Raw genomic sequence first — 11,983 nt, forward strand, 5'->3', positions numbered from 1 at the left:
TGCTGTTGTAAATACTTACCATAACCAATAATAGTAGGTACAGAATATTTTTTTAGCAAGACATGGAGCGAAAATTAAAACAAAAGGAACATTCAAAGTTTTTACTAAATTTCAAAAAGCCTTGAAACCCTTATCGGAAGTGGTGGAGGCAAAGGGAATCGAACCCTTGACCCTCTGCGTGCAAAGCAGATGCTCTACCCCTGAGCTATGCCCCCGATTATTTATTACCGAGGCTTTTGGAAGTGAAGATATTAAGATAAGCTTTTAACTAATCCCCAAGGTAATGGCTGACCATTGCTCCCTACGACTAAATCTCCAGAAGATTCATATTCGGCAGCTAGAAAAGACTTTTGAGCAGCAATAAGCTTGACCGGTTTGATTTTCTGACCGTTATGAAAATATTCTTTAGCCTGTTCCCTAGCAGTCGGGTTATTTTTGGAAGCTGTTTTCGCTTTAGACATATACTATTAACTTTTTCTTAAACTTGTGAAGAATATAAAACTTTTTCCTAAACTTGTCAATAACTACCGTGTCGATAAATAGACATTACCTAGAAAAAGTTGATAATTTGAAAAGTTGACGTCATTACGAGGAAAATTACAAAGTAATTGACGAAGCAATCTAGTAAAATACATAGCATTTTTATTATTTTTCTGGATTGCTACGCTCCTTACAGTCGCTCGCAATGACGATTTGGTATCCATGCAACAGGAGCCTACAGCCGCTTACAATGACGGGGTATCAACGATTTCTAGGCAATGCATATAAATATGTTAAGATATCTCAAAATATCATTATTCTTCTGTTATGACTTCACTTTCACCGACAAATGCTATTGTACATTCTACTTTTGCGTTGATATCAGCACCATATAATACTAACAGCTTATATATTTCATCATCCTTAATATCTTTAGAAGTACATCGAACATTTTTAGCAACCGCATGCAAAGGTATTCCTCCGGATTTTCTTTGATCCACCTCAGCTCCGTTCTTAAGTAATAGTTTTGCTACATTAAAGTGCTTACTGCTTCATATAAAGGTGATCCTAGCCAAGCTCCTCGTTCCCGTTTACTGCAGCGCCTTTTGATATTAGATATTCTGCTACAATTTCCGTGACGTGCAGCTGAATTTCAAGGAGTATTCTTCAAAATATCACTACACATATTAACATTTGCTTTTTTTTTCTTCAAATAACCATTTAGCCAACTTTTAGTGCATTATTTGTAGATACCGAAAATAGTTCAGTAGTAGATACTGCACGTAATTCATTTAAACTCCTTACTAGGCCCACTTTATCAAGAGAAAAATAGACTCTTTTAAAACATTTTCAAAGCTACATTGTTTTACATAATATTCTATATCTTGCACTACTACTCTATTTGACTTTAGCAACAAAGTTAAATTACTATTTAATAGTTCTTTTATCATATTCTACTTATTTATACTTTGTATTTCTTAAAGGTGCTAAAGATCTCATTGTCATTCCTGCAAAAGGCTTGCTTGGATACCCTAATCGTCATTGCGAGCAGGCGTAGGCTGCGTGGCAATCTTATGAAATAATAACAAACTCCTGAGATTGCTTAAGTCAATTGCTATGCAATTTCCTTGCAATGACGATTAGGAAGTCACGCAGACAATACTGAGAACTCCTACTGATTAATCCTTGCCGTATTGGTAACCGTTAGGTAGATCACACACCCAATCACCTCTTGCAAAAGAGCCAAAGATAATCATAGCGATTTTATCTTGTGCACTATCTAGAATTTGCTACACTATCAAATTAAGCCTAGCTTGGATTTTTAGAGAACGCTGAGGTAAAGTGGTTTTCATTATAATACCCTACAATTTTTAAAAAGGTTTTATTGTCTTAAGAATTAATGGCTCGTTTGATGTCATTCCCGCGAAGGCGGGAATCCAGAAAGTATAAAAATCTCGAAGAATTTTTACTTTTTCTAAAAATGTAAAGAAATTGTAAGAAATAGCTATAACCTTTTGATTTTTTCGAGTTTTGCTGGATTCCCGCCTTCGCGGGAATGACATAGAGTAAAAATCGTAGGGTATTATAGGTGTTCATCTATTCATTTGCACCATGACAATATTTATATTTCTTGCCTGAACCGCACGGACATAGCTCATTACGAGATACCCTACCCCAACTAGTAGGATCGTCAGGGTTTCTATCTTTTGGATCAATGCGTGATACGACTGGTTTAAGGTCAGTCTCAAGGCTACTTCCTGCGTTATATTTACTAAATGCCGGATCTTCCCGACTCTCACGCATATTTTTCTGAAGTTTTTTATACTCAAGCGAAACATCTTCTTTTTGAACATTTTTTAAGTCAATATGGAAATGGTATACGGTTTGAATAAATAATTCTTTTAAATTATTAAGCATCTGCTCGAATAAGTTAAATGCTTCTCTTTTATACTCACTAAGAGGGTCTTTTTGGCCATAAGCTCGAAGAGATATGCCTTGTCTTAAATGATCTAAGCTATATAAATGATCTTTCCAAACTTGATCAAGGGTAGTTAATAAAATATATTTCACGGCATTATGCATTAACTCGCTACTATAGACTTTTTCTTTTGACTTATATATATCATGAGCCATTTGTATAACGGTCTTCGTGATTTCTTCTTCCGTTACATCATTTTTACTTACTACATTATGGTCAAATTTTATAGAAAAAACACGATGTAATTCTACGCTTAAATTCTCTATATCCCAATCTTCTCTATAAGAGCCTACTGGCATGAAAGTTAATACTATCTTTTTGGCGAGTTCCTCAGTAGTACTATTTAAGAAACCGTAACTATCTTTAGATTTAATAATTTCAGTACGTTGCTCGTATATTATCTTACGTTGGTCATTCATTACATCATCAAAACGTAATAAATTTTTACGCATTTCGTAGTTATGTCCTTCCACTTTTTGCTGCGCTTTCTCAAGTGAACGACTAATCATTGGATGGTGGATAGCCTCTCCGTCTTTCAATCCAAGTGTTCTAAGGACTCCTGATATACGATCTGATGCAAAAATACGCATTAAATCGTCATCAAGCGATAGGAAAAACTTAGTTTTACCAGGATCACCTTGTCTACCTGATCTTCCTCTTAGCTGATTATCTATCCTACGGCTTTCATGCCTTTCCGTACCTATTACAAATAAGCCGCCTGCTTCAATAACCTGCTTCTTTTCTTCGGCAATTTGAGCTTTTACTTCAGCTATTTTAGCTTCATAATTATGTTCTTTATCCAGCTGTTCTATTAACATTTCAGGATTACCGCCAAGCATAATATCAGTACCCCGCCCTGCCATATTAGTTGCAATCGTTACTGCCTTAAACCTACCTGCTTGAGCAATAATAAAAGCTTCCTGCTCATGAAATTTGGCGTTTAATACTTTATGAGGGATTTTTTCTTTATTTAAAATGCTTGAAAGTTCTTCTGACTTTTCTATGCTTATCGTACCGACAAGTATAGGCTGTCCACGATCGTAACAATCCCTAATTAGCTTTAAGATAGCATCATATTTTTCTTTTTTACTACCGTAAATTTCGTCATCAAGGTCAAGCCTTGTAACTTTATTATGGGTTGGGACTACGACCACATCGAGATTATATATATCTTTTAGTTCCGGTGCTTCGGTCATAGCCGTACCGGTCATACCCGATAATTTAGGATAATTACGAAAATAATTTTGGAAAGTAATAGACGCTAAAGTTTGGTTCTCATTTTGAATTTTCACATTTTCTTTTGCTTCTAATGCTTGATGTAACCCTTCCGAATATCTACGCCCTTCCATTACACGACCGGTAAACTCATCAATAATCATTACTTTACCTTCACGCACCAAATAATCTACATTAACAGTAAACATATTATGAGCTCTTAAGGCTTGATTAACATAATGTACTAAAGTTAAATTCTCAAAATCATATAAACTGGTATCTGGTTTTATAATATTTTCTTTACTTAAAAGCAATTCTATATGTGTAATGCCGGTTTCCGTTAAATTGATAGTTTTTAATTGTTCATCTTTTTCAAAATCACTTGCATTAAGCAGACGTACTATTTTATCAATTTTACCGTATAATTCTGCATTATCATTAACCGGACCCGAGATAACGAGCGGAGTTCTTGCTTCATCTATCAAAATCGAATCAACCTCATCGATGATAGCAAAATTAAAAGGACGAAGTACTCGCTCCTGCAAGCTATACTTCATATTATCCCTTAAATAATCGAAACCGAGTTCATTATTTGTTGCATGAGTAATATCGGCGTTATAGGCGGCTCGTTTTACCTCATCAGGCATACCGCCAACAATACATCCAACTGATAAACCTAAAAAATTGTAAATTTTACCCATGGAAGCAGAATCACGGCGTGCTAGATAATCATTGACGGTTACAACATGTACACCTTTTCCAGTTAAAGCATTTAAGTAAGCAGGAAGCGTTGCAACTAAGGTCTTACCCTCACCGGTACGCATTTCGGTAATCATGCCTCGATGTAATATCAGGCCACCTATAAGCTGAACGTCAAAATGACGCATACCGCAAACTCTTTTAGCTGCTTCCCTAACTACCGCAAACGTCTCATATACTATATCGTCTAAGGTAGCTCCGTTTTTAAGCTTTTCTTTAAACTCCACAGTTTTATTCTTCAACTCCTCATCTGATAATTTTTGTATAGCAGGTTCAAGCGAGTTAATTTTTGTAATTTCAGAAAATAGTTTTTTTACAGTACGATCATTTGCAGTACCGAAAAGTTTTTTTAAAATAGAAAGCATTAAAGGTCCTTATGATATTTTTAGTATTTTAGTACTTAAATATAGGTATATTTTATAAAATTATCAAATGTTATAATTTTATTTAAATGAATAATTTGTTACTACAAATATTTGTAAATTATTATTAATAAATAAAATATTCTCAAATAGCTGTTGACGGTTATATATTATTTTTATAAAATTTAAGCTTATATTTAACACAATTATGAGTCATAAATGAAAAAATTATCTGTTATATTTTTATCAGTTAGCATGCTTTCCGGTGTTGCTTTTGCTGATAAAGACAAGGTAGTTGCTACCTATAAAGGCGGTGAAGTAAAAGCATCGCAAATTATGAAAGAATTTAAGCCTCAGCTTAATCTTCAATCAGGTGAAACAATCAAAAATTTTGATGATTTTCCACCACAAGATCAGGAAAAATTAATAAAAATTTATGTTAATAATCTTTTGTTAAAAGAAGAAGTTGCTAAGTCAAATATTACTTCTTCTAAAGAATTCCAAGAAAAACTTGAAAATGCAAAAAATCAATTAGCTCAACAAGAATTACTAGCAAACTACATAAAATCTAACATTACAGATAAGATGTTTGATGACGAATATAATAAATATGTCGGTAATCTTAAAGGTAAAGAACAAATAAAAGTTGCTCATATTTTAGTTAAATCTCAAAAAGAAGCTAATGATATAAAAACCAAATTAAGCAAAGGCGGAAACTTTACTAAGCTTGCAGAAGAGTTATCTCTTGATAAAGCTTCAGCTTCAAACGGCGGCGTTATCGGTTACATTCTACTAAATCAACCTGGGCAGTTAGTACCGGAATTTGAAAAGAAAGCTTTTGCTTTAAAAGTAAATGAAGTTTCAACGCCTGTAAAAACCGATTTCGGTTGGCATATTATCAAAGTGCTTGAGAAAAAACCTGTGCCTATTCCAACAAAAGAAGAAGCAAAAGTAACTATTGATAATATATTAGCTGCAGAAGTACTAAAGAAATATATTGCTGATTTAGAAGCTAAAGCTAATTTAAAAATCATGTTACCTAAAGCAGACAGCAAAGCCGGATCGTAATTTATATTTTGTCATTGCGAGAGGGGGCATTCCCCGTATACCAAGTCGTCATTACGAAGAAAAACTGTAAGTTTTGACGAAGCAATCTCAGGAGTTTGTGATTACTGCATGAGATTGCCACGTCGCTTCGCGCTTCGCAATGACGGTTTGGGTATCCACGCAACCATGCCTCCGCGGGAATGAAATAGGGTTCACACAGTAACACGCCTCTACCCACGAATAACATTATAACTACTCTCAATCACAGCAAATGCTACACACACAGGATAATCATCAGCAAGAGAAAGGTGAATATTAAAAGGAGAGAATTTGTTTGTATAGTTTGAGCTAACTTCTACTATAGGCTTACCTAAATCATTATTTAGTATAGTAATATCTTTAAAATTTATACCTTGACCTATACCGACTCCAAAGGCTTTACTAACAGCCTCTTTAGCAGCAAAACGCTTGGCTAAAAAATCAGCATGGTTTATTTTTCCCAACAAAGCAAACTGTTTTAATTCCTTTGAAGTTAGAATTTTTTTAGCAAAAAGTTCTGGATATAAATGTAATATTTTTTCGATTCTAGGAATTTGTACTATATCAGTACCAACACCGATAAGCATTTACTTATCGGTTTTATAATCTTCGCCATTCTCATCAATAAAGATTTGATCATCTAAATCAGAATAATCTTCCCCAATATAAACTTCAGGTAAATACTCAAATTTTTCTTCTACAGCTTCTGATTCATCTTGATTAACAAGCGGCTCTATCATAGTTCTTGTACGCAGACTATTTATTAAATCTTGTTCTAACTGAGCTACCAATACTTTTCCGGCAGCAATTCTACGTAATGCGATAACAGGAGGCTTATCACGCTTTTCTTTTTTGATGTGATTAGTTTCTACTTTATAATTTAATAATTTAGCATATCTTGTTGCTAGGACAACAAGCCGAAACCTATCCGGTATAATTTTATTACAATCTTCTGCTGTAATTCTTGCCATAATTTTTCTCCGTTAAAAATAGTATACTATAAATAAATAGGAAACGAATATACGCAGATCAACTTCAAAAAGAGCAAGGAGTTGACAATGTGAGGAACACAGCATATACTTAATACGTGCGTACCGCAGCTCTTGTAGAACGAACGACTTAGCCCATTTTTGAAGTTGATCGAATATATTATACCCTTTTTATATCTGCACCACAATTACTTAATTTTTTTTCTAAATCTTGGAAGCCACGATCTAAATGATATATTCGGTGTAATACGGTTTTGCTATTAGTACTAAGACCAGCGAGTATTAGCGATACCGAAGCTCTAAGATCACTTGCCATAACTTCTGCGCCTTTTAACATTTCTACACCTCGAACAACCGCCTTATTACCTCGTACTACTATATCTGCTCCCATTCTACATAATTCAGGAACATGCATGAAACGATTTTCAAAAATATTCTCGGTGATCATTGAAACACCGCTACTAAGCGTCATAAGGCTCATAAATTGTGCTTGCAAATCAGTAGCAAAGCCAGGATAGGGATTAGTTTCTAAATCAACTGAATTTAACTTTCCTTCATAAGTTACTTGAACTCCGTTATTGATCGGCACGACTTTTATACCCGTTTCGATAAGTTTTAAAGCTATATTTTCTACAATATGGTAATCAATCCCACAAATTTTTACATCACCTTTAGTAATAGCTGCCGCAAACATATAAGTACCGGCTTCAATACGATCAGAAAGTACTTTATAGCTCGCTTTATTTAAAGAATCCTTGCCTTTAATTGTTATTTCGCTAGTGCCGATACCTGCAATATCGACTCCCATTGTGATAAGACAATTACATAAATCAACTATTTCCGGCTCTCGACCACAATTAAAAAGCACAGTTTCCCCCTCTGCTAAAACAGCTGCAAGTATTGCATTAATCGTAGCACCTACAGAAACTTTATCAAAAACAAAATGAGTACCTTTTAAGCGTCCTTTACTTGAAGCGTTAATATAACCGTCTTCTATTTCAATCTCAGCTCCCATAGCTTTTAATACAGCAATATGCAAATCTACTTGCCTTGCTCCAATAGCACAACCACCCGGAAGCGATACTTTTGCTTTACCGTATTTGGTAAGCAAAGGACCAAGCACCCAAATCGATGCTCTCATTTTACGGACTATTTCATAATTTGCAGTAAAGTTATTTATATTTTTGGTATCAATTATAAGCTCAAATTCATCTTGATGTTCTATTATTTCAATATCTGCCCCGTGACTTCGGAGCAAATCTTTCATAGTACTAACATCCGTTAACTTTGGAACATTAGTAATATGCAGTTTATCGGTAAGAATAGACGCTGCCATAATAGGTAGCACGGCATTTTTAGCACCGCTAATATTAATACTACCTTTCAGAGGTGTACCACCATGAATAATTAATTTGTGCATAAATTATTTTGATAAAATTGTAACGTCATTGCGAGGAGAAACTGATTAAATTGTCATACCGTGGTCAAGCCACGGTATGACACCGATTATACTACACATCCAAATTCACGACATTCAACGCATTTGCTTGGATAAATAACCTGCGAGGTTCAACAACGTCACCCATTAAAGTAGAGAAAATGCCTTCTGCTTCATCAATTTCTGCGACTCTTACCTGAAGCAAAGTTCTTTTTGTAGGGTCAAGAGTAGTTTCCCATAGCTGGTCGGAATTCATCTCACCAAGACCCTTAAAACGCTGAATATTTATACCTCTTTTTCCGCATTCTATAATGGTATTTAACAACTGACTCGGTGTTAAAATATCGAATTCCTGACTTTTCACTATAAGCTTTAATTGCTTACTAAATATATCAAAAATCGTTAAAGCAAGCTTTGATATTTGTACAAACTCAAATGATTCTAACTGCTCTTTCAATAATATTTTACTTTCTTTTAAACCCCTACTAAAGCAGAAGAACTCTATTTGATTTTCATGTTTTAAAACTTCCCAATTAGTCTTATCAGGCGAATCTTCTAAGCTATTTAAAACATCTAAAGCTTTTTTAAGTCTTAAATCACTTTCAGGATCAAATATTTTGTTATTAAGTAAGTCATTAATAGCAAGAATTTCGGTAATTGAGCGATTAAATTTTTTGCTAGCATGGTCAAGTAAGCCGTTAAACTTAACCACTTTATTAATTAGCTCTTCTAAATTATCACCCACTAACTGCTCTTTATCGTCCAGAATTAAGGTTGCATCATTAATAGTTGATTTGATCAAATAATCTTGCAGCGCTTGCTCATTCTTTAAATAAAACTCGGCTGCTCCTTTCTTTACTTTATAAAGCGGTGGCTGAGCTATATATAGATAGCCTTTATTTATTAGCGCAGGCATATGACGATAGAAAAACGTGAGTAATAAAGTTCTAATGTGCGAGCCATCAACATCAGCATCGGTCATAATAATAACTTTATGGTATCTAAGCTTTTCTAAGGAAAATTCTCGTTCAACACTAATTCCAAGCGCTGTAATTAACGTACCGATTTGGTCCGAACCGAGCATTTTATCAAACCTTGCACGTTCAACGTTCAAAATTTTACCACGCAAAGGCAATATAGCCTGAATTTTGCTATCCCTACCCTGCTTTGCAGTACCACCCGCAGAGTCCCCCTCAACAATAAACAATTCTGAAATAGCAGGATCTTTTGCGTGGCAATCTGCAAGTTTACCTGGTAAATTCGAAACTTCTAAAGCTGATTTTCTTCGAGTGAGTTCCCTTGCTTTTCTAGCAGCTTCACGAGCATTCGCAGCTTCCATAATCTTAGCTATAATTGCCTTAGCTTCTGCTGGATGCTCTTCAAACCACTCAAGAACCTTTGTATAAACGGCATTCTCAACAACCGGTCGTACTTCGGAGCTTACTAGCTTATCTTTTGTTTGAGAAGAGAATTTAGGATCAGGCACTTTAACGGAAAGCACACAACATAGCCCTTCCCTAGTATCTTCACCGCTAAAGTAATTTTTAGCTTTTTTATTAAGACCCGTAGTATCAAGATACGAGGTAATAACACGTGTTATCGCTGATTTGAAAGCACTAAGATGAGTTCCGCCATCACGCTGCCTAATATTATTAGTAAAGCATAAAATATTTTCATGATAAGAATCGTTCCAATGCATCGCAAGCTCAAGGCTTATACCAGACTCAGCATTCTCCGTATTAACTACTATACATGGATGGATAGCGTGCTTCGCTCTGTCTATATATTTTACATAAGCTTCTATACCGCCCGTATAATAAAACTCTACTTCTTTCACTTCTTCAAAGCGATTATCGACGAGTAAAATCTTTACGCCTGAATTTAAAAAAGCAAGCTCACGAAGACGATGCTCTATAGTACCAAAATCAAATTCTATATTAGTAAACGTTTCTACAGACGGAAAAAAAGTAACTTCAGTACCTTTTTTATCAATATTTTCTTTGACAACCGCAAGCGGAGCTTCCGTTATACCATTATTAAATCTCATCAAATATTCCTTATTATTACGCCAAATACGCAGCTCAAGCCATTCAGAAAGAGCATTTACAACCGATACACCAACACCGTGTAGACCGCCTGCAACCTTATAAGCGTTCTGGTCAAACTTACCGCCAGCGTGAAGTTGCGTCATAATAACTTCAGCTGCCGATATTCCTTCTTCTTCATGAATTTCAACGGGTATACCTCGCCCGTTATCGGATACGGTTACTGAACCGTTTTTATTTAATGTTACTCGTACTAGATCGCAATAACCAGCAAGCGACTCATCGATAGCGTTGTCGACTACTTCATAAATCATATGATGTAGACCCGACCCGTCTCCCACATCCCCGATATACATTCCCGGTCTTTTTCTTACGGCTTCAAGACCTTTTAAAACCTTTATGGAATCAGCACCGTATGATGATTCGTTAAATTTTTCTTCAATTTCCGACATATTATATATATTTGGCTCTATTACTTGTTGCTAGAAACAGTAAAAATGACTATAACGTAACTTATTAAAATAGTAAAGTTTCTTGATTTAAAATTAGCGAGATAACAATGAATATATTAAAGTTAAAACATATTTTCGATGTAATTAATGATTATGACGTGTTTTTATTCGATCTTTGGGGGGTAATAATTGAAGGGGGGCGTACCTATCCGGGCGTCGTACAAAATATCAATAAGATTATTGAACGAAAAAAAGTATATTTTGTCACTAATGCTCCACGCAATATTGTTTCATTGCATCAAACAATTAAATCGTGGGGATTAAATGCAGAACCGGAAATGATCATTAGCTCAGGTGAAATAGCAGTAGACATGATACTAGAAAGTAAAGAGCGGTTCGGTATAGAAAAACCAGCAATATATCATTTAGGACATTTAGAAAATGATATAATAAACAGAATTCAATGTCCTATCACTGACGATATTAACAAAGCTAATATTTTCTTAATGACTATTTACAGAGACGAAAACGAAAATTTAGATTTAAACGAATTCAATGAATTATTTAAAATTGTTGTACAACGTAAAATGGTCAATATTTGTGCTAATCCTGACCTTGGAATAAATCAGCACGGTGTTTATAGATATTGTAGCGGCTATTATGCCGAAAAAATAAAGCAGCTTGGCGGAAAAGTAATTTATAGTGGTAAGCCATATGAAGAAATATATAGCAAAATTTTAAAAGAATGTCATAATACCCCTAAGAATCGCATGTTAATGATTGGGGACACTGTTTACACCGATATACTTGCAGCAAATCGCCTTGGTATAGACTCTGCCCTAGTGTTAACCGGAAATTCTAGAGAATATCATATTGATTTTGATAATATTGATGAAAAACTAGATAGTTTAATGAAAGCTGCTGTTAAGCAATCGATTACACCTAGTTTTGTTGTTGATTTATCTTGAATAGCTTTGCCGTCATTACGAACGACTAAAGGTGTGGTCGCATGGCTAGTTTATGTCATTCCCGTGGAAGTGGGAATGACATAGAAAGGTGGAAATAACATCAAAAGAATTCTATTGATATTTTACTCATAATCTGCTATAGAGTAAAACTTAAGCGGTCGTGGCGAAATTGGTAGACGCGCAGCATTGAGGGTGCTGTTCTGTACAAAGA

Annotated in this window: 9 protein-coding genes, 1 tRNA gene and 2 pseudogenes; 2 read left to right on the forward strand and 10 right to left on the reverse strand. The window is 34.9% G+C overall.

All coding sequences use genetic code 11. From position 1 onward, the window contains the following. Positions 1-140: 140 nt before the first annotated feature. The 5 genes and pseudogenes from BG75_RS04800 to secA all read right to left on the reverse strand — a co-directional run bounded on the left by BG75_RS04800 (position 141) and on the right by secA (position 4,797). Positions 141-215: transfer RNA gene (locus BG75_RS04800), tRNA-Ala, on the reverse strand. 36 nt (positions 216-251) lie between these two features. Next, positions 252-461 (reverse strand): hypothetical protein, encoded by a 210-nt coding sequence (locus BG75_RS04805; protein ID WP_062811632.1) that lies wholly within the window; start codon positions 459-461, stop codon positions 252-254. 333 nt (positions 462-794) lie between these two features. After that, complete coding sequence (locus BG75_RS04810; RefSeq protein WP_062811633.1) at positions 795-980, reverse strand: hypothetical protein; 186 nt, start codon at positions 978-980, stop codon at positions 795-797. 681 nt (positions 981-1,661) lie between these two features. Beyond that, positions 1,662-1,832, reverse strand: a pseudogene (locus tag BG75_RS09990) (nucleotidyltransferase); the annotation flags it as partial. Positions 1,833-2,076: 244 nt separating this feature from the next. Then, positions 2,077-4,797, reverse strand: a complete 2,721-nt coding sequence (secA, locus tag BG75_RS04815; protein ID WP_062811634.1) for a preprotein translocase subunit SecA — start codon at positions 4,795-4,797, stop codon at positions 2,077-2,079. A gap of 216 nt (positions 4,798-5,013) precedes the next feature. On the opposite strand from secA, the gene BG75_RS04820 reads away from it, so the two are divergent. After that, positions 5,014-5,862, forward strand: coding sequence for a peptidylprolyl isomerase (locus BG75_RS04820; protein ID WP_062811635.1), 849 nt, complete (start codon positions 5,014-5,016; stop codon positions 5,860-5,862). A gap of 46 nt (positions 5,863-5,908) precedes the next feature. On the opposite strand, the pseudogene BG75_RS10815 reads toward BG75_RS04820, so the two are convergent. The 5 genes and pseudogenes from BG75_RS10815 to gyrB form a co-directional block, all read right to left on the reverse strand. Further along, a pseudogene (locus BG75_RS10815) lies at positions 5,909-6,088 on the reverse strand (hypothetical protein); the annotation flags it as partial. Next, on the reverse strand, positions 6,072-6,467 hold the full coding sequence (gene acpS / locus BG75_RS04825) for a holo-ACP synthase (RefSeq protein WP_062811636.1): 396 nt from the start codon (positions 6,465-6,467) through the stop codon (positions 6,072-6,074). The pseudogene BG75_RS10815 and the gene acpS, both read right to left, overlap by 17 nt. Beyond that, positions 6,468-6,851 (reverse strand): DNA-directed RNA polymerase subunit omega, encoded by a 384-nt coding sequence (gene rpoZ, locus BG75_RS04830; RefSeq protein ID WP_062811637.1) that lies wholly within the window; start codon positions 6,849-6,851, stop codon positions 6,468-6,470. Between the two features lie 178 nt (positions 6,852-7,029). After that, positions 7,030-8,289 carry a UDP-N-acetylglucosamine 1-carboxyvinyltransferase gene (gene murA / locus BG75_RS04835; protein ID WP_062811638.1) on the reverse strand — a complete coding sequence of 420 codons (1,260 nt, stop codon included), beginning with the start codon at positions 8,287-8,289 and terminating at the stop codon, positions 7,030-7,032. 91 nt (positions 8,290-8,380) lie between these two features. Further along, positions 8,381-10,804, reverse strand: coding sequence for a DNA topoisomerase (ATP-hydrolyzing) subunit B (gene gyrB, locus BG75_RS04840; protein ID WP_062811639.1), 2,424 nt, complete (start codon positions 10,802-10,804; stop codon positions 8,381-8,383). A gap of 107 nt (positions 10,805-10,911) precedes the next feature. Between gyrB and BG75_RS04845 the strand changes: the two genes are divergently transcribed. Then, entirely contained in the window at positions 10,912-11,772 is an 861-nt protein-coding gene (locus BG75_RS04845) for a TIGR01459 family HAD-type hydrolase (RefSeq protein ID WP_062811640.1), read from the forward strand. The last annotated feature ends 211 nt before the right edge of the window (positions 11,773-11,983 follow it).

Source organism: Rickettsia endosymbiont of Proechinophthirus fluctus (genome assembly GCF_001602635.1).
GTDB classification, from domain to species: domain Bacteria; phylum Pseudomonadota; class Alphaproteobacteria; order Rickettsiales; family Rickettsiaceae; genus Rickettsia; species Rickettsia rickettsii.

Excerpts from the sequence above, each read along its gene's own strand:
- BG75_RS04820 (WP_062811635.1), top strand. The coding sequence starts at position 5,014 with ATGAAAAAATTATCTGTTATATTTTTATCAGTTAGCATGCTTTCCGGT.
- acpS (WP_062811636.1), bottom strand. The coding sequence starts at position 6,467 with ATGCTTATCGGTGTTGGTACTGATATAGTACAAATTCCTAGAATCGAA.
- gyrB (WP_062811639.1), bottom strand. The coding sequence starts at position 10,804 with ATGTCGGAAATTGAAGAAAAATTTAACGAATCATCATACGGTGCTGAT.
- secA (WP_062811634.1), bottom strand. The coding sequence starts at position 4,797 with ATGCTTTCTATTTTAAAAAAACTTTTCGGTACTGCAAATGATCGTACT.
- murA (WP_062811638.1), bottom strand. The coding sequence starts at position 8,289 with ATGCACAAATTAATTATTCATGGTGGTACACCTCTGAAAGGTAGTATT.
- BG75_RS04845 (WP_062811640.1), top strand. The coding sequence starts at position 10,912 with ATGAATATATTAAAGTTAAAACATATTTTCGATGTAATTAATGATTAT.
- BG75_RS04805 (WP_062811632.1), bottom strand. The coding sequence starts at position 461 with ATGTCTAAAGCGAAAACAGCTTCCAAAAATAACCCGACTGCTAGGGAA.
- rpoZ (WP_062811637.1), bottom strand. The coding sequence starts at position 6,851 with ATGGCAAGAATTACAGCAGAAGATTGTAATAAAATTATACCGGATAGG.